This window comes from Sphingobium sp. WR1 (genome assembly GCF_059693745.1).
This window is the reverse complement of the sequence record NZ_JCATID010000005.1, coordinates 22913-46443: the sequence shown is the minus strand read 5'-3', so window position 1 is coordinate 46443 and position 23531 is coordinate 22913. Positions and strand designations below refer to the sequence as shown.

23 protein-coding genes are annotated in these 23531 nt (G+C 61.2%); 12 read left to right on the top strand and 11 right to left on the bottom strand.

Features of this window, described 5'->3' with window-relative positions:
• Positions 1 to 164: 164 nt before the first annotated feature.
• Both AC58EF_RS08225 and AC58EF_RS08220 read right to left on the bottom strand, forming a co-directional pair.
• Positions 165 to 947, bottom strand: a complete 783-nt coding sequence (locus AC58EF_RS08225; protein ID WP_497275520.1) for a DsbC family protein — start codon at positions 945 to 947, stop codon at positions 165 to 167.
• Entirely contained in the window at positions 944 to 1462 is a 519-nt protein-coding gene (locus tag AC58EF_RS08220; protein ID WP_497275519.1) for a hypothetical protein, read from the bottom strand. Before AC58EF_RS08220 ends, AC58EF_RS08225 begins: the two co-directional genes overlap by 4 nt.
• A 56-nt stretch (positions 1463 to 1518) precedes the next feature.
• Between AC58EF_RS08220 and AC58EF_RS08215 the strand changes: the two genes are divergently transcribed.
• From AC58EF_RS08215 to AC58EF_RS08190, 6 genes are all read left to right on the top strand, one after another.
• Complete coding sequence (locus tag AC58EF_RS08215; protein ID WP_497275517.1) at positions 1519 to 1938, top strand: hypothetical protein; 420 nt, start codon at positions 1519 to 1521, stop codon at positions 1936 to 1938.
• A gap of 251 nt (positions 1939 to 2189) precedes the next feature.
• Positions 2190 to 2609, top strand: coding sequence for a helix-turn-helix domain-containing protein (locus AC58EF_RS08210; protein ID WP_497275515.1), 420 nt, complete (start codon positions 2190 to 2192; stop codon positions 2607 to 2609).
• 10 nt (positions 2610 to 2619) lie between these two features.
• Complete coding sequence (locus AC58EF_RS08205) at positions 2620 to 3252, top strand: GntR family transcriptional regulator (protein ID WP_497275513.1); 633 nt, start codon at positions 2620 to 2622, stop codon at positions 3250 to 3252.
• A gap of 159 nt (positions 3253 to 3411) precedes the next feature.
• On the top strand, positions 3412 to 3546 hold the full coding sequence (locus AC58EF_RS08200) for a benenodin family lasso peptide (RefSeq protein WP_497275511.1): 135 nt from the start codon (positions 3412 to 3414) through the stop codon (positions 3544 to 3546).
• A gap of 65 nt (positions 3547 to 3611) precedes the next feature.
• A complete protein-coding gene (locus AC58EF_RS08195) occupies positions 3612 to 4265 on the top strand; it encodes a lasso peptide biosynthesis B2 protein (protein WP_497275510.1) in 654 nt (217 codons plus the stop codon).
• Positions 4265 to 6025 carry an asparagine synthase-related protein gene (locus tag AC58EF_RS08190; RefSeq protein WP_497275509.1) on the top strand — a complete coding sequence of 587 codons (1761 nt, stop codon included), beginning with the start codon at positions 4265 to 4267 and terminating at the stop codon, positions 6023 to 6025. Before AC58EF_RS08195 ends, AC58EF_RS08190 begins: the two co-directional genes overlap by 1 nt.
• 80 nt (positions 6026 to 6105) lie before the next feature.
• Here AC58EF_RS08190 and parT read toward each other — a convergent pair whose 3' ends face one another.
• From parT to AC58EF_RS08160, 6 genes are all read right to left on the bottom strand, one after another.
• The gene (gene parT, locus AC58EF_RS08185; protein ID WP_497275507.1) at positions 6106 to 6591 is read right to left on the bottom strand and encodes a type II toxin-antitoxin system Prs ADP-ribosylating toxin ParT; all 486 of its coding nucleotides are present in this window, start codon (positions 6589 to 6591) and stop codon (positions 6106 to 6108) included.
• On the bottom strand, positions 6588 to 7067 hold the full coding sequence (gene parS / locus AC58EF_RS08180) for a type II toxin-antitoxin system Prs ADP-ribosylating antitoxin ParS (RefSeq protein ID WP_497275506.1): 480 nt from the start codon (positions 7065 to 7067) through the stop codon (positions 6588 to 6590). Before parS ends, parT begins: the two co-directional genes overlap by 4 nt.
• 86 nt (positions 7068 to 7153) lie before the next feature.
• Entirely contained in the window at positions 7154 to 9217 is a 2064-nt protein-coding gene (locus AC58EF_RS08175) for an Atxe2 family lasso peptide isopeptidase (RefSeq protein WP_497275504.1), read from the bottom strand.
• A complete protein-coding gene (locus AC58EF_RS08170; protein WP_497275502.1) occupies positions 9217 to 11781 on the bottom strand; it encodes a TonB-dependent receptor domain-containing protein in 2565 nt (854 codons plus the stop codon). Before AC58EF_RS08170 ends, AC58EF_RS08175 begins: the two co-directional genes overlap by 1 nt.
• A gap of 90 nt (positions 11782 to 11871) precedes the next feature.
• Positions 11872 to 12873, bottom strand: coding sequence for a FecR family protein (locus tag AC58EF_RS08165; protein ID WP_497275500.1), 1002 nt, complete (start codon positions 12871 to 12873; stop codon positions 11872 to 11874).
• Positions 12866 to 13432 (bottom strand): RNA polymerase sigma factor, encoded by a 567-nt coding sequence (locus AC58EF_RS08160; protein WP_497275498.1) that lies wholly within the window; start codon positions 13430 to 13432, stop codon positions 12866 to 12868. The genes AC58EF_RS08165 and AC58EF_RS08160 overlap by 8 nt, the downstream gene beginning before the upstream one ends.
• 776 nt (positions 13433 to 14208) lie before the next feature.
• Here AC58EF_RS08160 and AC58EF_RS08155 point away from each other — a divergent pair.
• The 3 genes from AC58EF_RS08155 (at position 14209) to AC58EF_RS08145 (ending at position 17123) form a co-directional block, all read left to right on the top strand.
• Positions 14209 to 14361: a hypothetical protein gene (locus AC58EF_RS08155; RefSeq protein WP_497275496.1), complete on the top strand. Its 153-nt coding sequence runs from the start codon at positions 14209 to 14211 to the stop codon at positions 14359 to 14361.
• Between the two features lie 159 nt (positions 14362 to 14520).
• Entirely contained in the window at positions 14521 to 15297 is a 777-nt protein-coding gene (locus AC58EF_RS08150) for a hypothetical protein (protein WP_497275494.1), read from the top strand.
• A 776-nt stretch (positions 15298 to 16073) separates the two neighbouring features.
• A complete protein-coding gene (locus AC58EF_RS08145; protein ID WP_497275838.1) occupies positions 16074 to 17123 on the top strand; it encodes a rod shape-determining protein in 1050 nt (349 codons plus the stop codon).
• A gap of 388 nt (positions 17124 to 17511) precedes the next feature.
• Here the strand turns inward: AC58EF_RS08145 and AC58EF_RS08140 are convergent, their stop codons facing one another.
• Entirely contained in the window at positions 17512 to 18585 is a 1074-nt protein-coding gene (locus AC58EF_RS08140) for an alpha/beta hydrolase (protein WP_497275492.1), read from the bottom strand.
• Between the two features lie 16 nt (positions 18586 to 18601).
• Positions 18602 to 19801 carry an MFS transporter gene (locus tag AC58EF_RS08135; RefSeq protein WP_497275490.1) on the bottom strand — a complete coding sequence of 400 codons (1200 nt, stop codon included), beginning with the start codon at positions 19799 to 19801 and terminating at the stop codon, positions 18602 to 18604.
• A gap of 107 nt (positions 19802 to 19908) precedes the next feature.
• Between AC58EF_RS08135 and AC58EF_RS08130 the strand changes: the two genes are divergently transcribed.
• Positions 19909 to 20832, top strand: coding sequence for a LysR family transcriptional regulator (locus AC58EF_RS08130; protein WP_497275488.1), 924 nt, complete (start codon positions 19909 to 19911; stop codon positions 20830 to 20832).
• Between the two features lie 281 nt (positions 20833 to 21113).
• Here the strand turns inward: AC58EF_RS08130 and AC58EF_RS08125 are convergent, their stop codons facing one another.
• Positions 21114 to 21347 (bottom strand): hypothetical protein, encoded by a 234-nt coding sequence (locus AC58EF_RS08125; protein WP_497275852.1) that lies wholly within the window; start codon positions 21345 to 21347, stop codon positions 21114 to 21116.
• Between AC58EF_RS08125 and AC58EF_RS08120 the strand changes: the two genes are divergently transcribed.
• Both AC58EF_RS08120 and AC58EF_RS08115 read left to right on the top strand, forming a co-directional pair.
• On the top strand, positions 21246 to 22196 hold the full coding sequence (locus AC58EF_RS08120) for a nucleoid-associated protein (protein WP_497275837.1): 951 nt from the start codon (positions 21246 to 21248) through the stop codon (positions 22194 to 22196). The two genes, AC58EF_RS08125 and AC58EF_RS08120, sit on opposite strands and share 102 nt — an antisense overlap.
• On the top strand, positions 22183 to 23496 hold the full coding sequence (locus AC58EF_RS08115) for a hypothetical protein (RefSeq protein WP_497275486.1): 1314 nt from the start codon (positions 22183 to 22185) through the stop codon (positions 23494 to 23496). The genes AC58EF_RS08120 and AC58EF_RS08115 overlap by 14 nt, the downstream gene beginning before the upstream one ends.
• Positions 23497 to 23531 lie beyond the last annotated feature (35 nt).

The following is a 23531-nucleotide window of genomic DNA, read 5'->3' as shown; positions in this document are numbered from 1 at the left end:
AAAAGGAGCCGTCCCATCGACATGCCTGCCGGCATCGACTTGGGCGATCGCTGTCGGCCAGCGAGGGGCAGGGCGGCTCCAGGAGGAAGGCCCATCGCCGGCATCTCGTGCCCGGGGGCTGCACAGTGCGCGCATCCTCCCAGGGCCCGCCAAAGTTTCTGCGGTCAGCTGGGCGGCTTTCGCGGCGCCCGCTTTTGATCGAGCCAGGCCTCGATCTCGGCCTGCTGGAAGCCGGAGATGATGCGGCCGTCGAGGATGAGGGTTGGGGTCCCCGATATCCCCATGGCCTTGACCGCTTGCGCATTCGCCGCGACGCGGGCCGCGCCCTCCTTGCAGGTTGTGAGGGGCTTTGGCGCCTCTCCGGCATAGGTGGCGCGGAACGCGGCAGCCTGGTCCTTTGAACAGAGGATATGCTGGGCCTTCGACGCGGCTTCCGGGTGGATGCCGCTCACGAAATAGATTTGCCGCCGCGCCGGCTTGCCTTCCGCGGCCTTGGCCGCCCAGAAGCGGTCGAGGGCGCGGCAATAGGGACAGTCGGGATCGGTGAACTCGATGACGGTCGGAGCCCCGGGTGGGCCGATGGTGAGCGCCTGGGTGGGATCGAGTTGACCCAGCTTCTTGCGCGCGCTGGCATCCTGCGCGAGAGCGGTCAGGTTGACGCCGTTCCTGTCATAGATGGTGGCGAAGAGGAGATGCTCGCTCTCCGGCGCATAATAGAGGATGCGCCCTCCCGCGCTCGCCTGGAACAGCGGTCCCTTGACCGGCGCCGGCCCGAAATCCTCGAACTGGAGGTTGGTGAAGCTTTGGCGGAGGCTGGCTTCGGCGGCGCGTGCCGCTGCGCTGAGATCCGTGGGTGTCGCCTGTGTCTGGGCGGCGGCAGCGGCGCCTGACGCCAGCAAGGCGACGCTCGCAAGGAGCGATGGAAGCGAGCAGGGCGAACGGGTCATCGTGTCATCTCCTTGATAGGCCGGGGCTGGCGGATGAGGAGGTCGGCATCCATTTTGACGGTGGCGCCGATCTGTTGCGGCGGCATGGACCTCGCTGCGAGTTTCCGGGCGGCGCGGATGACGAAATCACCATCTGCCTGCGCGATGCTGAGTGGACCGACGAGGGGCGGTGCGGGCGGTAGCGCACCGGGGCGCGCCGGGGCGCATGGGCTCGCGATCAGGCCGGACAGGAGCAGTCCAGCCAAGATCGCCGGTCGAGTGGCCGGCATCATATTCGTCTCCAGATGCAGGGCGAAGCTGCGTGCCTCGCCTGTGGCGACATGGACCGATGGAGGCTTTGTCCGCGAGCCGGAACCAGGCGCCTCATCACTCCACGTCGGGATGAGCCGGTGGTGGGCCAGCGTGCCGGATCGGCGCAACGGGTAGGGCACTGAAATGCCGAAACCGGCAGTGAAGTGCCGAAATCGGCATTTCAGTGCCGCTTTGTTGATTTTTTTGCGCCGGCGCAGCTTCAAACCGGATTTTCCCCGTCAGAGCATGGGGACATCATGCGAATCGTGGAAGGGCGGGCATGGCCGGACATCGATCGAAGACGTACAGATTGCAGTTGTCGGACGAGGGAACCGACCTGTTCCTCTCCTGTCACTCCCGCCTGGCAAGGATCGCCCGGAACTTCATACCCTATGGCGCGACCCTCTCGGTCGCGCTGATCCTTGCCGACACCATGGATGCCGAGGAACTGGTCGCAGAGCTCGCAATGCCCTCGTGCAAGCGCCTTGCCGGCAAAAAAGACCATTATGTCGGGGCTTCGGCGCATTTGAGGCCCTTCGCCGCCAATATCCTCGAGCGTATCGCGCGCTCCGATCACATCAGTGTCCGCCCGACGATCGGCAGGCTTTACCTGGCCGCCATCGCGGTGATGGCGGCCAGTGAGGCACCGGCCCTGGCCAGGGCGTATCGGCGGCTTCCCTCCCTGTTCCAGCAAGGCTGAGCAAGGGCCAGCCAGGCGCATTCGCTTTAGCTGTTCCATCTGTTGCTGCCGCAGGTAAGAAAGGGTGTAGTCGCCCGCCGGCGACATGTTGTCGGCAGGATCGAGCGAGAGCTCGGTCATCTGGCTGCCGCTCTTGGGCGGCCCCACTGTCAAAATGGGAGCGATAATATTTGACGGGAAGCGTATTTCCCCCAAAACCTGACCCATCGGAATGTGCATGGGTGCTTTGAGACGCGATCAGCGAGGTCCTGATGAGCGCATCTCAAGGCAACGCCTCTGAAGAGGGGGCGTCGATACTGGCCGAGGTCAAGTCGATCTCAGGTCGCCGCATCGAAGAACGGCGCAGGCGCCAGCGCATTACACAAGAGCAATTTGCCGCCGTTGTCGGGATCGGTGTGCGATGGCTCAGGGAAATCGAATCGGGCAACCCGAAGTCCCGGATCGATGATCATATCGCCTGCGCCCATGCCCTCGGGCTTTCGTCGGCGCATCTCCTCATTCCCATGATGCTTCTGGAGCACCATATGCACGTCCCCAGGCATTTCTTCCTCGACGACATGTTCGAAATGGAGCGGCTTTGCGTCGAGTTCATCGCAAGCCTCAATCTGCGGACCTTCCTCAAGCCCAAAGGCGGCGGCGGCGGATCGGCTGGACAAGGTCCTTCTGCATGAAGAACCTGTGATGGCGCCGGAGACAGTCACCGCCGACCGCATCTATCGGGAACTCAAGCAGTTGATCCTGAGCGGAGAGCCACCTCCGACAGCGCCGCTGGTGGTGCAGGCCCTGGCGGAGCGATATGGCACAAGTATCGCGCCGGTGCGCGATGCGCTTCATCGCCTCGTCGGCGAGCGGCTGGTATCGGTGCAGGGCGGGGGCGGTTTCGCCATGCCGGCCATGACGCGGCTGCGGGCCTATAATCTCTATAGCTGGCATGCCGACATCGTGCGCGCGGCGCTCAAGGTCATGGTGCGATTCGAACGGATCGGGCCGCCGCCGCCCTTCCTTGATGACGAGGCGCTTGATTCGGTTCGGATTGCCGCAGCCACTGCGGATCTTTTTACGCGGATCTGCGCCTGTTCGCCCAATGATGAGCATCTCGATGCCATCATCATCGTTGGCGAACGTCTCCACATATTGCGGCTGCGCGAAGAGGTGATCAACCGAAGGGCACAGGAATTGCGCTCCTTGTGGACCTCTGCCTTTGCGGGAAACAGGCGCGAAACCGGCGCCGCCATTTCCCAATATCACAAGCGTCGCCTGGTGCGGGTGGAGCAGATCGTCAATACAGTGCTTCTCGCATCGATTGCAGACTGAGTTCTCTAGGGTTGAAGATCAAGGATTCGACTTCACAGCCTTGCTTCTATTGCAAGCTTATAAGCTGTCAGAATGGTACCTTATAAGTTCGGATATAAGCGCATCCTTTCATAGCATCAGTCCTGCCGCAAAAGTTGCGGTGACATGATGGAGATGAAGATGAGCAACATTCACGAGCATGAAGACAGCGTCGTCGATTTCGGCGTCGCCTCGATCGAAACCCAGGGCGCGGCGCTGGACGATTCCGACAATATCGGTGGCCAGGTTCGCCAGCTCGGCATCGCCGACGACTGAGAAGAGGACGCGCGTCCCTGCGGCGCGCGTCTTTTGCCATCGGCATGAAGCGTCGGAGGGCCAGCATGGGATACAGGTTGAGGGACGGGCTTTCCTTTTGCGTCACGGGAAACCGGGCGATCTTCCTTGACGTTGCGGCGGATCGCTATTTCGGGCTGCAACCTAAGCAAGATCTGGCATTTCAGCGGTTGCTCCAGGGGAAGGCTCCAGCGGCGGCGCTGGCTTCGCTGGTGGGAGGCGGCATCCTTGTCGAGGATGAGGGCACCGCAGGCTTGCCGCAGCCGGTCATCGTCGCGCGCGCGACCCGCGAGGTGGCGCTCAATCCTGACGCTGCACATTGGAAATACCGGCTCGCATTCCTGTACGCGCAAATCAGCGCCATCGCCCGCCTGCGCTTCCGGGACTTCGGCACCGTCGTCGAGCAGATCGAACGGCGATCGCGCGCGGCGGACGTCAAGGCGACTGCCTCGCAACGCGATTGGACGGCTCTCGCATCCTCCTTCGCCGCGGTCGCCTGGCTTCTTCCGCGCAGCGGACAATGCCTGCTCCGGTCGATCGCATTTTTCGAGGTTCTGCTGTCGGCTGGATATCGGGCAAAGCTCGTCATCGGCGTCAGCGCGTCGCCCTTTTCCGCCCATTGCTGGGTCCAGGCCGATGACCTGGTTTTGAACGACCGCCTCGAACATATCCGCCCCTTCGAACCGATCCTGGCCATCTGATGCTTGGTCGATATCTGATCCTGCTCGGCTGGGACGAGGACGACCTTGCCCCTGACACGCAGGCGATCGCGGAGCGGACCGGCCTTCCCGCCTGCGGCAGCGTGCCCCATGGTCGGCTCTGGGCGAGCTCTCCCGATCTTGTCCTGCCGCTTGGCAGCCGCGAGCATGTGGTCGTCGGTACGCTGTTCCCAAGGCACGGCCCCGCGTCTCGCGTTACGCCGCAGGACAGACTGGCGCAGGAGGAACTGTCGGCCTCGTCCGTCCTGTCGGTTCTCAAGGAGCGCTATTGGGGCGGCTATGTCCTGCTTGGCCGCGAGGACGGCCTGGTCCGTCTTGCACGCGATCCGGGCGGGGCGATGCCCTGCTATTTTCTGGAATTGCCCTCGGGCTGGGCCATTTCGTCCGACGTGCATTTGCTGGTCGATGCCGGCTTCCTGAAACCCCGCATCGCCTGGGACCAGATCCCGCGCTATCTGGTTGCCAAGGACTTGCCGAGTGCGACGACCGCGATCGATGGCGTGCAAGAATTGCTGCCGGGAACCGCCGTCGCCCTGACCCCGGGTGCCTCCGCGCTGTCATCCTTCTGGTCGCCCTGGGAGCATGTCAAGGAACGCGAGGGCTGGGACAGCGAACGTGAAGCGGAGCGACTGGGGCGAACGATCGATCATTGCGTAGCTGCCTGGGCTTCCACCTCGTCCAATATTCTCTCGACCCTGTCGGGCGGGCTCGATTCCTCGATCGTGGCGGCCGCGTTGTCGCGGACCAGGACGCTCTTCCGGTGCGTCACGCTGGTCACCGAAAATCGCAATGGCGACGAGCGGGACTATGCGCGGGCGATGGCGTCATCGGTCGGCGTGGATTTGCTCGAGGGGCATTATGACCATGCGGATGTCGATCTTGCGCGATCGGTCGCCCGGCATTTTCCAAAGCCGATCGGACAGATCCACGAGGTCGCCTATCACGCCCTCGTCATGCGTCGGGCGGCAGGCTGTGGTGCTGAAGCCGTTTACACAGGGAATGGCGGCGACAATGTCTTCTATAACAGCAGTTCGATCCGGCCCTTTTTCGATTGTCTCCGGGCCAGGGGAATCGGAGCTGAGGCCTTTTCGACCCTGCGCAATATCGCGGCGGTGACCGAGACGCCGCTGCCCTCGGCGATCTGGGCTACGGCGCGCGCTATCGGCCCGATGCGGCAGGCTTACAGCTGGCGCCGAAATATCGAGGCGGTGGCGCAGGCGGTCGTCGCGGACATGAAGCCTGACGCGCTTCATCACGCCTGGCTCGATGAGCAGCAGCTGAGCCGTCCCGGCAAGGCCGGACAGGTCGCCTTTCTCCTGCGGGTCCAGAATCATCTCGAAGGCTATTTGCGCGAATATGGGATGCCGATGATTAATCCGCTCATGTCCCAGCCAGTGGTGGAGGCGGCGCTCGCTGTCCCGACCTGGAAGATGATCGAGGGCGGGCGGGATCGCGCCCTTGTCCGCCGAGCCTATCATGATCGCCTGCCGCCGCTGGTGAGGGAGCGGTGGCGCAAGGGAAGCCCCAGCGGCTTCGCCATGGAAGTGCTGAGCCGCAACAGTGCAGCGGTGCGCGAGCGGCTTCTGGATGGCGAACTCGCCCGTCGGCGGCTGGTCGACAGGCAGGCGATTGAGACGGCGCTTGGGCGCGGTCCGGCGATGGGGCTTTCCTACGTCCGCCTGCTCACTTTCCTCGATATGGAAGCCTGGATCGCGCACTGGAACGGCAGGCGCAGCGGATAGCGGACTGGCTGTGGACGGTGTTGGCGCTGCGCGGGCACCATGGCGCAGTCATTTCCGTCGCCGTTCGATCCGGGGTCGCGTCAGACTTTACGGATCATCCGCGGGTCATAGAGCCATTTACGGACCTTGCGGGCCATGATCCGTCCTGCGTCCGGGTGCGCGGGATTGATGAGCAGATTCTGCTCCTCGGGCACGATGACCGAGGGGACGAGCATCAACGCCGTGCGCAAGGACTGCGCCCATGCTGATCCGATCGAAATGCTGACCCTGCCGGCCGGCTCGGCATCCCAACCGACCGGCAGACTTCCGCTCGTGGCGACTTCGGCCGCAGCCAGCATCTCGTCGGGTACCGTGATCTCGACAAGATAGCGGTTGAGCGGCAGCCCCCCGCTATTGAGATGGACGACGGTTTCAAGGCAGGCGAGCGCCCGGTTGCTCGCCGCATAGACAAGAGCGACGCCCACGTCATTCCAGCGACCGCCCGTGATCTTCGCGCCGGCGCCCGACATGTCGTCGGCCTCATAGGCCCTGGTATCAGTGGCGATCCTCCAGAAGATCGTCGTCACGCAAAGGCGCCGCTCTGGATTTGCGCCAATGTGCGGGAGACCAGAGCCTGGCCTTCCATCGTGTCGAGCAGGTCGATCGGGTTCACGCCGGCAAGAGCGGGAAGCGGCTGCCGCAGCCAGGTCGAGAGCCATTCGGGCGCATCGAACCCTTCGGCATCGCCCGACTCCTCGACCATGTCTTCAAGCTGGCCGACCAGTTTGGCGAGGCCGAGCACGCGTTCGCTGTCTTCGGTCGAAAGCGGCTGGTTGTTCGCCGCCTTCTTGTTCACCGTCGCGGTCTTGAGGTTGAGCGCGTCGAACATCACCTTCTGGTCCACATGCAGTGCGGCGATGAAACGCTTGAGATCGCTGGCTGCCACGCCCTTCTTGATGAACCCGATCCGGTCGACGGGCGACGCACGATAGAGCGCCTTATAGGCGAAAGGCGGTGGGTTTTTCCCCTGCGGCTTGCGGCGGCCAACCTCGACTTCGGACATGATGATGCTCCTTTGAGCATTCATATAGCTCCTTTGAGCATTGCCTGCAAGATTGCATATCGGGGAGGCGGGGCGATAGTGCGCCGTCAGTAGCCGCTGGCTGCGGCGCCTTGAGACTGCCGCTGCATCTCCGCCCATCGCGCCACTTCATCGGCATCCTGACCCGGCCTGCTGGGTTTCTTTCCCTTCAGCCAGAAATCGAACCATAAGAGGTTTCGCCGATAGATACCGGCCCGGTGAGCGGGATGGCGCTTGATGTGGACCTCGTCGGGAAACACATAGAGATCGACCGGGCGTGTGGCGGCTTTGAGCGCCCGGACCGCTTCGAGGGCAACGAGATATTCGCCGTCCGCCGCTTGCATGAGGATCGGGAAGGCGACGCGGGAGGCGTTGCGGGTGAGCGAGATATCCGCCCACATTTGGGGCTTGTCATCCGGGGATGCGGGCCAGCCCAACCGCTCATAATTGGCCTGGAGAGATGGCCCCAGCACCCATGTCTGGGAGGGTTCCCAGCAGCAGCCGCTCACCGCCGCGGCCTTGAACAGGTTGCTATGAAGCGCGGCATATTGAACGGTCGTCGAGCCATCGCTGAGCCCGGTAATGCCGATTCGCTCGGGGTCGGCGATGCCGGCCGCGATCAACTGCCTGACCTTGGTTTCATAGGCTGACAGGATGCTGCGCCTCTCGTCGAACCCCTCATTCTGGTGCCGCTGCCGTTCGATCGAGGAAAGGCCCAGGCCAAAAAGGGGCGAGCGTGGCCGTTGGACGGTGAGAACAAGATAGCCCTCGCGGGCAAAGAGCTGGACGGGATATTCATCGCCCGTGCCGCCGCGCAGGAAACCCCGGCTCTCATATTGGACGACGAGCAGCGGATAGCGGTGGCCTGATTGGTAGTTGGGCGGATAGGTGAGGTCGCCAAAGCATTCTATGCCTCGGTCATTCTTCCATTGGAGCCGCTCGACGCGGCCGAGCGACAGCTTGCCGAAGGCCGGATTGGGATCGAACAGCGCGGAGGATTTGCCTTTTCCAAGGCCGATGCGATCGAGATAGCGGGGTCGGGTCGAACCCTCGCGACCGCACAGCACGTCATCCGCGATCGGCGTGCAGTCGATGAGCAGGTCGGAGGTCGCATAGAGCCGGTGCGGCTGGGCCGAGCCGATCGTCCACTCATAGATGGCCATCTCGCTTTTCGCCCAACCTTCGCGTCGCAGGTAGCGAACAGCGCCTTTCACGGACAGCCACGGCATCCCTTCGACCTGGGCGCAGGCCTCGCTCTCGCAGCGAATTTCGCTGGCTCCCTTGATGGCCGCGACATGGTCGACGCCATTTGCATCCCTTATGGTCTTGGCGCGGACGGTGGTTGCCGATCGAGTGAGGCCAACCGGTTCGTCCAGCCATGCGACCTCGGCTTGGGTGGCGGTGCGAACAGTGCCGTCGGCGAGGCGCACGGCCTTGTACACATAGGGTGGCCGGCCCTTGGGGAAGGGCCAGGTCGAGGCGAAAGGGAAGTAGCGATCGTCATAGCGGAACCCCGATCGCAATTCCTGTTTCAGGGCCGAGATCTGTGCGGCTTCATCCCGGACCTTGTAGATAATCATGGCGCCGTCAGCGCTGAACTGGAAATCCGCGATGTCTTGCGTGTCGGCGCCTATGGTTCGGGCACCACGCTTTTCATTCCAAAGGCGAAGTTGCAGCCTGCCGTCGACAAGCTTGAGATAGGCCAGCATCCTGCCGTCAGCGGACCAGCGCGGAGTGATCAGCTTGGTGATCCCTGAGGAAAATCCATTCGTTCCGTAGAAATCCTCGAACCGGAAGAAGGCGACGCCTGGTCCGGAATCGATCAGGCGCGCCGACCCATTGCGATCGATGACGGTGATGCCGGTGCAATAGCTGTCGTCCGAGACGCTGGCGCGCCGGACACCGACCGCGACCTTTCCGGTGCCGGGCGATACGGTGAAAAAGGGACCGGCTTCCATCGCTGCATTCGGCCCCAGGTCGAGCGTCTCGATGAGATCGCGGTCGGTGACCGGGCGAGGGCGGGTGAGCGGCGTGCCCGGCTGCAGGACATGGGCGCAGTCTTGCGATGCAGGTGCGGCCGAGCCTGCAGCCGCACCTGCCCCGGATATGCCCATGACAAGGGATATGAGCATTACCAGGCCTTCGAGACAGTGAAGCTGATGAGGCGCCCGATGCTGGAATAGTTGGTGGCATCATAGGTCGGATTGGTGGCGGTGGCGCGGATCGCCGAGGGCTTTTCATTGAAGATATTCTGGCCCGAGAGCAGGAAGGACCAGCCATTCCAGAGGCCGCTTCCCTCCGGCTGCCAGCTCAGCGTGGCATCGGCGGAATGAAAGCCCTTGACCTTGTAGGTCGTTGTCGTGCGCCGGTCGTCGGTGCCGCCGATATAATTATAGGCCAGGGTCGAGCCGAAGGCTCCGCGCCGCCAGCCGGCACTGGCCCGGCCCCGCCAGTGGGGCGGATTGAAGATCGTGCCGGCCCTGACGATCGTCGGCTGGCTCGCGCTCAGCTTCTGATCGCTTTTGAGATAGCTCCCGCTCGCCTCCAGATGGAACTGATTGTCGCCTTCCCAAAATTCATAGGAAGCGGAGGCATCGACGCCACGGATATGTTGGCGCGCGGCGTTCTGAAGCTGGTTGAAGATGATAGCCGCCAGATTTGCAGGGTCGTAGACGCCGCCGGTCTGGTTCTGGACGCCCAAAGGGAGGCCGGTCGTCGCCGCCAGAACCTGCTCTAGGGTCGGATTGAGAAGGATGAGATCGGCATATTCGGCTTTGAAGGCCTGGGAACTGTCGGCGATCGGGCGGACGACGCGGTTCCTGTAGCGGACGTCGAAATAGCTTGCCTCGAGCCGCAGGCCGGGCACCTTGTGCGGTTTGAATTCCGCGGTCAGGGTGAGTGTGGTCGCCTTTTCCGGCTCCAGATCCTTGCTGCCGCCACTGATTTGGAGGACGTTCCGGCTGGTGGGCGGCGCGGGGAGATAATAAGCGGGGAAGAGGAGCACGCCCTGCCGGACGGTGTTTTGCTGACTGAGCGTCGGCGCCTTGAACGATTTGCCCCAGGCGCCCTTGAGTGTGAGGTCGCCGATCGGCTGGTAGCTGATACCGATCTTGGGTGTCGCGAGTCCGCCAATCTCGTCGTAGCGCTCATAGCGGACGGCGCCTGAGAGTTGGAGCGACCGGATGAGGGGAACCGCGTTGCGATCCGCGACCAGGGGCAGGAAAAGTTCACCATAGGCGAAGGTCGCCGTCTGACCATCGCTATAGTTGAGGAGGGATGTCGTCGCCGTCGCGGTGACCCGCCTGATCGACGCATCCAGGCCGTTGGAGCGAAGGCCGGCACCGACGGCAAGGCGCGCGTCGCCGCCGGGCAGCGGGAACAGCGGACCCTCGCCGCTGAATTCGGCGGACCAGAGATCATTCTTGTAGCGGACGTGGTTGACGGCCGAAGCGCTGCCTCCCGAATAGATTTCTGCGGTGATCTTGCTGTCGCTGACGGCGCGCGTCGCGCGCGCTATGACTTCCCATCCGGCCGGCAGGCGGAACTTGACGGACGGACTGATGGAGTAGCCTTCAATGTCGGGACGGCTGATGACGCCGCTCTGCCGCACATCGAGCGTCGCGCTATAGGGGAGGGCCGCAACCGATTTGTGGCGGTTATAATGGGCGTCGATCTCGAACTCGAGGACATCGGCAAGCGCCTGATGCCCTGCCAACACGGCGCTCACCTGCCGCTGGGAGGGCAGCAGGGTCATGCTGGACTGGCGCGAACGCATATAGGAGCGCTGGGAGGCTGTGACGTCGGTTGCCTTGTTGAAATCGCCCGCAACCATGAACCCACCATCATTCCAGCGGCGGCCGGTCACAGCGCTATATTGCTGCTGGACATCCCCGCCATCGGTGGCCGCGCCGAAGCGAGCGGTCGTCAGCAGACCGTCATAGTCCCGGCGCAGCAGGATGTTGGCGACGCCCCCTACCGCGTCTGACCCGTAGAGGGCCGATGAGCCGTCCGCGACAATCTCGACACGTTCGATGGCGGCCAGGGGTATCGCGGAAATGTCGATCCCCTGGCTCACGGCATCGTAGGCGACCCGATGGCCGTTAAGCAGCGTCAGCGTGGCGTCGGCACCGAGACCGCGCAAATTGAGCGTGGATGAGGCGGTTGTGTTTTCCGAGCCGGTCTGGATGCTGGAAATGACCCCCGGATTTTGTCCGCCGCTGAAATTCTGCGGGATCGTGCGCATATAGGAACCAAGGTCCGTATAGCCCGATCCCTGGATTTTCTCTCGTGACGCGGCAATGAGGGGAGAGGTAGGTTTTGCCCCGCGGATCCGTGAGCCGGTCACGAAAAGCTGATTATCCGCCGCGCCTTCTACTTCGTCGCGCGACGGTGCTTCTCGCCCCCGAAGGTAGATCGTGCGCCCCCTGATATCCGCGGTCAGGCTCGATCCGTAGAGAAGCGCTCCCACCGCCTCCTCGACGCTATACTTCCCAGAAATCGCTGGCGCGCGGCGGCCGTTCAGAGCTTTGGGGTCGGCGGCAAGCTGGTAGTCGCTTTCTCGGGCGACGGCGCGAAGGCTTTGCCCAAGTTCCTGGGCCGGGAGGTCATAGTTGCGCTTCGTCTCCTGCGCCAGCGCAGCCGGAGCCACCATGCTCGCGCAAATCGCGGCGCTCCCCAGCAGCGCGAACTTTCCCATGCCCATCTTCTGCCCCTTTTTCGAACCGCCCCTTTGTGGGGCTCAGTTCGAAAGACGGGGCAGGCTGGCTTTGAAGCTGCGGCAGCGAATTTATTTGTCGGCTCTCAGTATCAGGCGGCTTTTTTCCGAGCGATCGATGCGCAGATCGAGGAAACCACTGATCGCTTCAGCCACACGTTCGATATCCCGGATATGGATGTCGGCGAATATCTCCCGATCACCGAGGCTCGCGGGGTCCAGCTCGATTTTGGTCTCGCTATAGCTGTTCGCCTCCGCGATCACCTCGCGGATAGGCACATTGTCGAAACTCTTCACGCCGCTCACCCACTGCTGATCGGACCTGCGGGCAGGAATGACAACAGTTTGAGCGCCTTGTCCATGGCTTAGCGCTATAATTTGTCCGGGACGCAGCAGCAATTTCCTGCCGTCGTTCATGCCTTGTGGCGCAAGCTTTACCTCAACGCCGCCCTCGATCAGATGTACCGCGACGTTGTTTCGGTAAAGCACGTCGAAGACCGTGCCGGTCGCGCGGACTTCGAGGCCACCCGCCCGCACAAAAAATGGCCGGTCCAGGTCATGGGCGACGATGAACCTTGCGCGCCCCCGCTTGAGGACGATTTCGCGGCGGTCGGCCGCCATTCTCACGGAAATGGCCGTGTCCGTGTCGAGGGTAACCTTGCTGCCATCGGCGAGCTTGAGCGTTCGCACTTCTCCGAGCTTCGTGACGAGCGGAGCGGCCATTTCACCCCTTTCCGCTACCTGCCGGGAAGAGCCGTGGCGCTCTTTGAAAAGTGAGGTTGCCGCGATCAGAACGCAAAGGAGTGATGCCGCCGCGACGACTGGAATGGCCTTGTTCCACCACGGACGGGCAGCCGATGGACGCGCGGGCGGAAGGTCGAACTGCGCCCCGGCATGACCGGCGGCCTGCACATCCCTCATGAGGCGGACAAACAATGCGTGCCGCTCCGGTTTCTCGGCTATCCAGTCCGATAGGCCCTGCGCATGGCGCTCGGGTTCGTCGAGCATCCGCAGCACCCACTTCTGGGCAACACGCCGATCCCGGGCCGTGATCGAAGCGCGGTCTTCAATCATCGTCAGCTCCGCGATGCAGATCGACGAGCCTGATTGCCTTCAGCATATGCTTTTGAACGACCCAAAGCGGCACCTCAAGATCCGACGCGATCTGCCGGTAGCTACAGCCTTCTACCCGATTGAGAAGGAAAATTTCGAGAGTGCGCGTGGGAAGCTGCTCCAAAATGCCTTTCCAGCGGGCAAGTTCCTGACGGTAGTGCACATCGCTATGGGGATCGAGGGTGGATAGTGCGTGATAGCCGTCCTCAAGTTGCGTCGTCTGCCGCGCGAGGCGGGTCGATCCACGCTCGGCATAGTCACGAAGGAGGTTGGTTGCGATCCGCGTCAGATAGGCGCGGGGGTTATCCAGTGCCGGGTGAGGGGCGGCGCGCACGAAGCGGGTGAGGGTTTCCTGGCTCAGTTCGTCCGCATCTGCTGGATTTCCGAGCTGACGGGTGAAGAAGCGCATCAGGCGAGGTCGCTCTCGTCGATAGAAGTCGGTGAAGCTGAACCGCTCGCCGTTGTCATTGCTCACAATCTGAAGATCGATACTTCGACCTTCGCTTTTGCCCTGGCCCATTCGTCGCACCTATGTCCACTCGGGGCGACGGCCAAAGCCGGATGTTCGAAACCTGGCATACACACAGGCGCATGCGCCTTTACCGTTGCCGGCTGGACATACGCGCATGCCACCCGGCCCCAGTGAAACTGTGACCGAGCTGTATATGCTGGGGTTTCGAAGCCCCGCTTCCGTGCTTTCATCGGAAGCCGGTTTACCTTGCCGGATTGACCAAGATCTTCAACCTAAAAGATTGGCAATGTGACGTTTATGTGTCGGGGGCGTGCCTTGCAGCGCGCGAAACATGAGTTATTCCTCACCTGCCGGGAGGAGCGTGCCGTTGGCCAGTCCGAGGTTGACTGTTGGGCGGATATGCAATGATGAAACGGATAGAAGGACCCGTCTGCTTATGGCAAGATCGGGGACATTCGCGACAGGCGGCTTATGGACCGCGAATCGAAGGAAGCGGACATTCCGAGCATGTAATCGAAAGCCAGTCACGCGAGCGAAATACGTTGGAGACCGGTCGTTCATCGTTCGTAGACCCGGCCCTAGTTGCCGCCGTTCGAGTAGATTGCACGAGCATTTTTTTCTGGCTTTATCAGCCTGAACAGGAATTATGCGGCTTTGCACATACTAGCCCGCCCGCCCATGTCGTCCGACCGAGCGGTTTTACTTTAGCCCAATCGCACGAAAAAGATTGACTTCGGCGAAATTGCAATGAGCGCCATTCCAGCGGCCCTCGGTGCACTGCATTTCACGTGGATGGCGACTAGCAGATCTGCGCCCGCATTGTTATGGAAAGGCTGGCAAAAGCATTCGGGGGAATGATGGGGGGCTGTGAAAATGTGGAGTTGGTATCAAAGCTCGAGGCGATCGATGATGATGTTGATGGCGATCTGGTTGCCATCCTGATCCAGCACCTGCTGGCGGCGGCGGCCAATGCCTGATCCTGTTGTCTTTCAGATGTTGGCGCTGGAAGGCTTCCTGGCCTATGGCCCAAGGCAGCCCTCTTGGTCGCAAAGGTTGGGACATTGAGCGCACGAGGAACGACGCGCCGGTGGCCGAAAGGGATGAATCGGCGGACAGACGCTAATTTTGATCGGCAGTTGATCGGGCGTACCGGGGATCTGGGAATAACGGGCGATCTGCCGCTTGCCCATGTGACCGCGGCCTGGCCAGCAAAAGAGATAATTAGGGCAGGCAAGCTGGTCACCAAGCTGTGCGACGTATTTGCCTTGAAGTTACTTTACTTCTTCGTCATGCGCCCAGCATATGTCTCGCGGTACAGCGAGGAACCCTCGCATCAGATAACGCGATTCCCGGCTGTGTTTGTAGTCGACCCTGGCGCGGTGACGCAGCCAGTTCACGTCTATCCGTTCGATAGCGGAGGCGGTGCCAAGGGGGCGTTCCAAGAACAGGCGGACAAGTACGTTCCATTGGAAGACTACGCGCTCGAGTCGAGGCTTGGTGCAGCCAAGGAGTTCATTGCCTGGGCCTTCGGAAGCATCGAGGCATACTTCGAAGGCCGTACGCGCTTGGAGTTGTCGCGAGAGATCATGCCTCATGAAAGTGTCGCGATCAGCTACCTCGATATCGCCCGGATGGGCGTTGACGGCAGTAACGTGCACGACAAGCGTGCCTCCACGATCGAAATAGCAGCATCACATAATGTGGATTTGCCTGGAAATCTGCGTCTTCTCATCATCCCGAAGCAGTTTCTCGAGGGCAACACTGGACTTGAACGGGATGTCGCCGTCTTGAAGCAGCATGGTACCGATATCGAACTCTATGATTGGCAGCCCAACCGACGCCCAAGTGAATTTCAACGAGATCTGATGCGCATCACGCGCGAGTGGTATGCGCGTCAGGGGCTCATAAGATGAACCGCGAATTAGCGCACATTTCCATGGAGATCATGGGATATGTCCCTTTGGCCGACATAGGCTTCGCGCTGCCTGTCTATCGAGCCGCCGGCCATGGCGGCAACGCGTATTACACTGCGATTCCTTCGGTTGAGGGCGATAGACAGTCAGCGATAGCCGATTTCGAAGTCTATGAGCACAATATTCCTGAAACTGCCAGATATCATCGCCGCGTCGGCGCCAGCGATCCTTGGATCGACGTGTTCATTTGGGATGGCCAAGCGTATGTCGGGACGGCAGAAGAACTCTGCGCCGCCTTGCATTCAGACTTTGACGACATTCTTGCGGTTTCCCCCACCACTTTGTTGGATCTCCTTCTCGCGTCGAAGGCAGAAGGTACCGCGGCAGTAGCCGCGACTGCACGGAAGTTCCTTGAGCTCGCGCTGGGAAGTGACCGCGCGCCCAGAATCTTCGGTGACATAGTCGTCCGACCGGGCGTGATGACGCGGATCTTCCGTGTCCTTCGGAATGACGTTGCGATCGAAGAAGTGCCGGATGCACTCCTCAATGTCGGTATCACCCCGCTCCCGCAGAATCGCTACTGTGTCACATTTCATCTGCCGATTGAAAACTGGCTCAAGCCAGGAGCAAGCGTGAACTCGCTGCAACAAGAGATCGACAGTTTTGGCATATCGATCGGCATATTGTTTGAGTTCGAGGGTTTAGAGACTGACGACGAGCCAGACCTGCCAAAGATCATCCCTCCGCCCGCTGCAAACACAGGGTTCGAGGATCCTATACAGCGCGCGGCCCGATCCCGCCTGCTCGGTTTGGCACAGGAACTGGCAATTGATCTTGGTTCCGAGAACACGCGAATATTCGCGCGGGATCGAGGAGTGGTATTGGAGGTTCCCTCCATAGTCACGGTCGATTGCAGTTCGCCTAAACGCCCAATCATTGCCGTGGGCGAGGAAGCGAAGATGATGGTCAATAGGACCCCCGACCATCTCGAGGTCGTGCGGCCGATACGCGATGGAGCAATCGCGGACATTGATATCGCCGGGGAGATGATCAAATATTTCATCGGGTCGGTCTTCAAGCGTCGCTGGAAGATACGCCCTTTGGACGTGATCATCTGCGTGCCTGCCAACTCCACCCCAATGGAGCGGCGTGCGCTGAAAAACGCCGCCGAGAAGGCAGGAGCAAGCCGGATATTTTTGATCGAAGCCCCAATGGCGGCTGCAATCGGAGCCGGGATGCCAGTCCTAGAACCTATAGGCTCAATGGTCTTGAATATAGGTGCCGGAACCACCGAAATCGGTATACTTGCGCTGCGAGGTCTGGCTTATGTCACAGCCGTCAGGGTCGGCGGCCACCAGATGGATCAGGCGATCGTCTCCTATCTCCGACGGCACTATAATCTCATGATCGGCGAGGCCACCGCCGAAAAGATCAAAAAAGCATATGGTATTGCGGTCCGCCCTGCGGATGGCCGCGGTCTCAGCTTCGCAGTCCGCGGACGCGATTTGGCGAATGCGGTGCCGCGGGAAATCACCATCACCCAACACGATCTGTATCAGGCGATGGCTGGAACCATTGACGTCATCATCACTGCTGTACGAATTGCCTTGGAAGGTACGGCTCCAGAACTTGCTGCGGATATTCTCGAAGGGGGACTAACCCTGACCGGCGGCGGTGCGCTGCTCGACCGGATAGCCGAAAGAATCGAAACCGAAACCGGACTATTCGTGACCGTGCCACAGGACCCGATTACGTGCGTAGCGCGCGGCATCGGGCGTGTGCTTGAGGATGCGGCCTTCCGTAATGCAGTTCTTTTGCCGAACTGACTTCCACAACAAGCCATGCTGTAGGACTTTCAGCAGCTCAGGGCCAACATGCTCAGTTGGAGAAAAAGGTTTGGCCTGCTGTTATAGTAAGGAAGAGCGGATATTTCGCATGCGCCGCTTGGAACCGACTGTACTGTAATCAACAAACCTTGGGCATCATTTCAGATAGCTGACCGTCTCGATCTAGGCATCGAAAATTAGCCCGTAGGCGGCAAGGAAGGGTCGATGGCAGCGGCCGCGCGTTCATCCCTGTCGCGGCCGCCACGGGAGCCCTTCTCAAAGCCAGCCGATTTCGCAAGTCTGGCATCTGTCAGGCAAAATCGCCCTAGTATTGGGAATGCGTCGCCTTGACAGCATAGTAGGTGGGCATGACGCCCACCCACTTGTTTCAGGCTGCGAGGTGGTCATTGAAGAATGCCGTGAGCTTGTCGAACGGGATGATTTCTACCTGATCGTAGAGGTCCGTGTGGGTGGCGCCCGGGATGATCATCAGTTCCTTGGGCTCGGCCGCTGCCGCATAGGCGGTCTCGCTGAAATAGCGCGAGTGGGCCTTCTCGCCATGGATCAGCAGCACCGGTCGGGGAGCGATCTCCGCGATATAGGTGAGGATCGGCAGGTTCATGAACGATAAGGGGGTCGTGAGCGACCATGCGGCATTTGAGTTGACTGCACGCGGATGGAAGCCGCGCTTCGTCTTGTAATAGGCCGCATATTGCACGACGAACACCGGCTCGCCGCCCTTCAGCTCCAGTGAAACCGGGCCATAGGCGGGGCTGCCCTTCTCGGCGTCGGTCCAGCGCTGACGGCTCAACTGCTCCAGCGTTTCTGTGCGCTGCTGCGGCGTCACGCTGTCATTATAGCCCTTCGACATCACGCGGGTCATGTCGTACATGGTGCTGGCGACCACGGCCTTGATCCGCTTTTCGATGGCGGCGGTGCTAAGTGCCATGCCGCCCCAGCCGCAAATGCCGATGACGCCGATCCGCTCGCGATCGATCTCCGGGTGCAGCCCGATGAAATCGACGGCGGCACTGAAATCTTCGGTGTTGATGTCGGGCGATGCGACGTTACGTGGCTCTCCGCCACTCTCGCCGGTATAGGAAGGATCGAAGGCAAGCGTCGCGAAGCCGCGCTCGGCCATGGTCTGGGCATAGAGGCCCGAGGACTGCTCCTTCACAGCGCCGAATGGTCCGCTGACGACGATCGCCGCGAGCTTGCCCGCTCCGCGGTCCTTGGGGATGTACAGATCGGCAGCGAGGGTGATGCCGTAGCGGTTCTTGAACGAGACCTTCTGGTGATCAATGTCGTTGCTGCGCGGGAACGTCTTGTCCCAATCCTGTGTCATGGTTCGTGCCTTTGCTGAAGAAATATTGGAGATCGAAAGCGTACCGAGGGTGGCGAGACCGGCTGCGCCAGCCTTCAGCACGCGCCGGCGCTCGAATGGGAACGATGCGTTGGTCATGACTGGATTCTCCCTGTCAGGCCGGTTGTTCGGCGAAGCTTTGCGTGGCACCGGTGCGGGACGCGACGATCGCCAGCAGCGAGGCGATCACGAGAAGTCCGGCCGCCAAGCTGAATGGACCGCGATAGCCCCAGGCGTCGAACAGCGTGCCGCCGACTATCGCGCCCAGCATGATCGCAAGCTGGATGATCGCGACCATCAGCCCGCCGCCGGCCTCCGCTTCGTGCGGCATGGTCTTGGCCAGCCAAGTCCACCATCCGACCGGCGCGGCGGTTGCGAGTAGGCCCCAGAGTGTGAGCAACAGGCCGACGTTCAATGGCGTGCCATCGATCTCGACCAACGTGACGGCGATGATCGCCATCATGGCCGGGATTGTGATCAGCAAGCTGTAGAGATGCGACTTGAGCAGCCAGCCGATCACGATCGTGCCGACGAAGCCCGCAACCCCGAGCGCCAGCAACATGGCCGAGATAAGCGGCGCGTCGTTACCTGTCACCAGGTCCAGAAACGGGCGCAGATAGGTGAAGAGCGTGAACTGGCCGAAAAAGAACAGCGACACGGCGATCATGCCGATTGCAAATTGACGATGCTTCAGGAGAGCGAAGACGTCGCGGGCGCGGATCGTCGCCTTTTCAGGCGGCAGTGTCGGTAGGCTGCGCCATTGCCACAAGAACGCGATGATTGCGAGCGGCACCACGCAGAAGAAGGCGCCGCGCCAGCCGATCAGACCGCCTAACAGGCTGCCGATGGGCGCGCCCAATGTAGTCGCCACCGCGTTGCCGCCGTTCAGCAGGGCCAACGCCTTGGGCACCGACTCCTTGGGCACGAGCCGCATGACAATCGCGGCCGATATCGACCAGAAACCGCCGATCGCGACGCCCAGCAATGCGCGCCCTACCATGAGCAGCGGGGCATTGGGCGCGAGTGCGACCATCACGCCGGATACGACCATCAGCGCCGTGAAGATCAGTACGACGCGGCGGCGATCCGACACGCCGATGATCGCCGAAATGAATAGGCTGGTGATGAGCGCGAAGAAGCCGGAGATGGAGATCGACTGCCCGGCATGCCCCTCGGTGATCGCCAGATCGCGCGCCATCGGTGTCAACAGGCTGACGGGCATGAACTCCGACGCAATCAATATGGTGGCGCACAGCGCCATCGCGATCACCGCGCCCCAAACGGGCGCCGTCGCCGCTTTGCCGGATGCCGGCATGGTTTACCTCATTTTTCTCGGATAAATTTCTCCTCTCCTACCTAGCCCAAGCGTTGATCCATTATTAGATGCATAAGTCTTCTGACAATCAGTAGGAATTGTAATCAATGGCGCGCGACACGCTGAGCGACATCACCGCCTTCGTAGCAGTGGCCCGCGAGCGCGGCTTCACTAGGGCAGCCGCAAAGCTTGGACTTTCCCAGTCCGCGATCAGCCAGATCGTCAAGAAGCTGGAGGATCGGCTCGGGGTTCAGTTGCTGGTTCGCACGACCCGCAGCGTGGCGCCGACCGAGATCGGCGAGCGGCTGCTTCAGAAGGTCAGTCCCTATCTGGACGGGATCGAGGCGGAGCTGGCGGCCGTCAACGAAGCGCGAGACAGGCCTACCGGCAAGATCCGCATCAGTGCGTCGGACCATGCGATCAACGAGCTCCTGCTGCCAAAACTGGCCGACTTCATGAAGAAATATCCCGACGTTCAGGTCGAGATGATTACCGATTACGGCCTGATCGACATCATAAGTGAGCGCTATGACGCAGGCGTGCGCTACGGCGAAACTCTGGCGAAGGACATGATCGCCGTCCGCATCGGCCCGGACGCGCGCATGGTCGCCGTCGGCTCACCGGGCTATTTCGAGCTTTATGGTCGGCCTCAAAGTCCATCTGATCTCCAGTCGCACAATTGCATCGGGCTGCGCCAAACCTCCGGACGGCTCTACGCCTGGGAATTGCAGCGGGAGGGCGAGGCCGAGATTAAGGTGCAGGTCAGCGGGCAGTTGATCTTTAACAACAGCTATTCCTGCCTTAGCGCAGCCCTCGCGGGACTTGGTCTCGCCTTCATTCCGGAGGATCTGGCGGAGGCCCATCTGCAAGCCGGCAGGCTGGAACTCGTGCTCGATGAGTGGAGCCTGCCCTTCCCGGGCTTCTACCTATATTACCCGACGGTCACGCAGCCATCCCCGGCCTTCTCATTATTGGTGGAGGCATTGCGGTATCAATGGCCGGAACGGACCATAAGATTGGACGGCAAGTGATCGTGGAGTTGTGGGGTACAGGGCGACCAGGGAAAGCGGACTGACAGCACCTAGCAATCGAAAATCGTCCCTTGGATGGCGGCAAGGGGTCGGCTTTGCCGAGCGCCAAACGCCGCGTGGTGGGACAAGCCGTCGTTCCAAGGTTGCCACTTGAACAACGGCTTTCAGCGCGAGCAGACGCTGCAGCCTGCACGGGTGCAACTTTGTCTGACTGTCGCTGGCCCGGCAGCGGACTGTTCAGAACGGGCTTAAAAGGTAGCTAATCAAGGGGCGCAGCAGCATTATGTTGATGAGACCGGCCGAGAAATGGCATTGATGAAGTTGGGCGGAGTGAATTGGGGGACTTGATGCCAAACACGATCATTCATGTCGGGGTCCATGACCTTCGCAGGACCGATGAGGGCTTGCAGGTTGTGCTTGGTCAGGATGGCTTGCCCGTCAATCCCACGACGCAGCGCGTCGTCGACCTGCTTGATGAACTCTATGGAAAGCGCGCTTCGAAGGCGCATGGTCAATTTTCCGACGATCTCGAAAATTACCCGACGTTGGGCTATTTCACCGACTATGTCGCCGAGGAAAATGGAGACTTCGCGACGCTCACCAGCCGGTTGATGACAACGCTGCAGGCTCGGGCGCGTAGCGTGCCGAACGCTGGCGCGGGCCATGTCTTCTTTGCGCATTTCGAGCGTGACGGACGCCAGCTGGCATTGATTGCCATCGTCAACGAGAAGCTCGGCGCGCTCCTGACCAATGATTTCGAGATTCGCGATGTCACGCATCTCGATCTTGATGGCTTCCGCTTTGCGGGTCGTATCGATCTCACCGCGTGGCGGGCGGGAGAAGAGCGGTATATCGGGTTTCTGCGAGGCCGCGGCGAGGTCGCCGAGTATTTCAAGGAGTTTCTCGGCTGCGTTTCGACATCGACCGACAAGGCTAAAACCCAGGAACTGGTGACGGCGCTCAAGAACTTCGCCGCCGATCAGGGGATGGCACCCAACGTGCGCGATGAGTTCATGGTTCGCGCCAAGTCGATCCTCGACAAGACAGCGCGCGACGGCGGCGAACTTGAATTCCAGACCCTGGCCAACGAGCTTGTTCCCGCTGAGCCCGAGGTGCTGACCGAATATCTTGGCGAGGCCGACCGGGCGCTTGGCGACGGTTTCGTGCCCGATCGGCGTATGATCAATATGCTCGTCAAGTTCCGCGCCCGCACGGCGCAATGGTCGATCGAGATCGACCGGGCCGCGCTCCGGGACGGCCAGGTCGTGTTCGATCCTGAGAACAGGACCCTGACAATCACCACGCTGCCCGACGATTTCGTCGCCGATCTGCGCGCAGAGTTCGCCGACAATGCCGCCGATTGAGTTCAGCGACCTCGTCGGTCTTTATTGCAACACGACATTTGGCCCGGGCGGCGATGAGGATGAGTCGAGGCTGAGGGTCGCCTCGCAGGGCATCGTCGACCTGCTGACGCGGTTGGAAAGTGATGGCCAGGCGGCGCGCGACGCCAACATCATCCTGCTTGACGATCTCAAGGATGTGACGATCGGCGCGGAGGTCAAAGTGCGGGTGCTTGCCCCACGAACTGGCCTCGGCATCCTCGCGCGAACCTTGGATGAATTGCTGGCCAGCCCGTCGGCGAAGCTGTCCGAACCCAGGCACCTCTATCTTGCCAAGCCGGCTTATGCCTCGGGCGATCAGAAAATACCCGATCCGATCGCGCGCTATCGCAAGGTCCTGGCGGTGATCGATCTGTTCGCGCAGGCGGCGTCGTTTCTCGATGCGACGCGCGGCGAGCTCGTGTTCGTAAAGGATAGCCGGGTCGTTGTGCCCGTAAAATACGTGGCCGCTGACGTCACCGGCTTCGACGTGGACGGAGCGGACAGGCTACTTGAGCAGTTCAACGACGACCTGCACAAGGATCAGAAGCTCGAGATTTTGTTCGAAGCGCTGGTCGAACTCTGCCGCGGTCCTTCGCAAAGCACGCGGATGAGCGTCGCCTTGCACGCCGTCGATGACCTCGCGACGGCGGTGAGGAGCGGGTACAAGCTCTTTGCGTCCAGCTTTTCCTACAACAAGATCCGCAGCGAGATCGAAGACGCCCGGATCGACTATACGCAGAAGATCCATAAAACGATCGTCGATATCCAGAGCCAGCTGCTCGGCATACCGGTCGCAACCGTCGTCGTAGCCTCGCAGATGAAGGCGCCGACGACCTGCGGCGCTGAATTGCTCGTCAATTCGGCCATCCTGGTCGGCGCATGGATATTTCTTGTTTTGCTGATTATCGCGATCGTCAACCAGTGGCTCACCTTAGGGGTGATCAAGGCGGAGATCGAACGTCAGCGGTCGAAGATGATTGCAGACTTCCCGACGGTCAGCGATGATTTCGCAGGGACGTTCGACGCACTCAAGGGGCGCATCTGGTGGCACCGGGCCGGGCTCGTTGTGGTGGCGATCATCGGTGTAGGAGGCGCCGTCGCAGGCTCCTGCTTCCACGACCGTATTGCCGGAATGATGCCCCAGCCCTGCGCCGCCTCGAACAAGACTGGAGCCACGCCGACTCCTGCCGTCACCAACGGCCCGCAGGAAATCTCCGCCCCGACGAACACTGTCGTTGAGGTACCGGAAGCTTTGTCAGGAAATTCCTTCGCGACCCCATAGAACAAAACCATGTTACAAATTTACAAGCAAGAGAA

What these genes read in the sequence shown, in the direction of transcription:
- AC58EF_RS08155 (WP_497275496.1), top strand. Translation starts at nt 14,209, where the DNA reads ATGGAAAGGCTGGCAAAAGCATTCGGGGGAATGATGGGGGGCTGTGAA.
- AC58EF_RS08115 (WP_497275486.1), top strand. Translation starts at nt 22,183, where the DNA reads ATGCCGCCGATTGAGTTCAGCGACCTCGTCGGTCTTTATTGCAACACG.
- AC58EF_RS08170 (WP_497275502.1), bottom strand. Translation starts at nt 11,781, where the DNA reads ATGGGAAAGTTCGCGCTGCTGGGGAGCGCCGCGATTTGCGCGAGCATG.
- parS (WP_497275506.1), bottom strand. Translation starts at nt 7,067, where the DNA reads ATGTCCGAAGTCGAGGTTGGCCGCCGCAAGCCGCAGGGGAAAAACCCA.
- AC58EF_RS08165 (WP_497275500.1), bottom strand. Translation starts at nt 12,873, where the DNA reads ATGATTGAAGACCGCGCTTCGATCACGGCCCGGGATCGGCGTGTTGCC.
- AC58EF_RS08135 (WP_497275490.1), bottom strand. Translation starts at nt 19,801, where the DNA reads ATGCCGGCATCCGGCAAAGCGGCGACGGCGCCCGTTTGGGGCGCGGTG.
- AC58EF_RS08160 (WP_497275498.1), bottom strand. Translation starts at nt 13,432, where the DNA reads ATGGGCCAGGGCAAAAGCGAAGGTCGAAGTATCGATCTTCAGATTGTG.
- AC58EF_RS08210 (WP_497275515.1), top strand. Translation starts at nt 2,190, where the DNA reads ATGAGCGCATCTCAAGGCAACGCCTCTGAAGAGGGGGCGTCGATACTG.
- AC58EF_RS08140 (WP_497275492.1), bottom strand. Translation starts at nt 18,585, where the DNA reads ATGACCAACGCATCGTTCCCATTCGAGCGCCGGCGCGTGCTGAAGGCT.
- AC58EF_RS08130 (WP_497275488.1), top strand. Translation starts at nt 19,909, where the DNA reads ATGGCGCGCGACACGCTGAGCGACATCACCGCCTTCGTAGCAGTGGCC.
- AC58EF_RS08200 (WP_497275511.1), top strand. Translation starts at nt 3,412, where the DNA reads ATGAGCAACATTCACGAGCATGAAGACAGCGTCGTCGATTTCGGCGTC.
- AC58EF_RS08190 (WP_497275509.1), top strand. Translation starts at nt 4,265, where the DNA reads ATGCTTGGTCGATATCTGATCCTGCTCGGCTGGGACGAGGACGACCTT.
- AC58EF_RS08225 (WP_497275520.1), bottom strand. Translation starts at nt 947, where the DNA reads ATGACCCGTTCGCCCTGCTCGCTTCCATCGCTCCTTGCGAGCGTCGCC.
- AC58EF_RS08205 (WP_497275513.1), top strand. Translation starts at nt 2,620, where the DNA reads ATGGCGCCGGAGACAGTCACCGCCGACCGCATCTATCGGGAACTCAAG.
- AC58EF_RS08175 (WP_497275504.1), bottom strand. Translation starts at nt 9,217, where the DNA reads ATGCTCATATCCCTTGTCATGGGCATATCCGGGGCAGGTGCGGCTGCA.
- AC58EF_RS08215 (WP_497275517.1), top strand. Translation starts at nt 1,519, where the DNA reads ATGGCCGGACATCGATCGAAGACGTACAGATTGCAGTTGTCGGACGAG.
- AC58EF_RS08195 (WP_497275510.1), top strand. Translation starts at nt 3,612, where the DNA reads ATGGGATACAGGTTGAGGGACGGGCTTTCCTTTTGCGTCACGGGAAAC.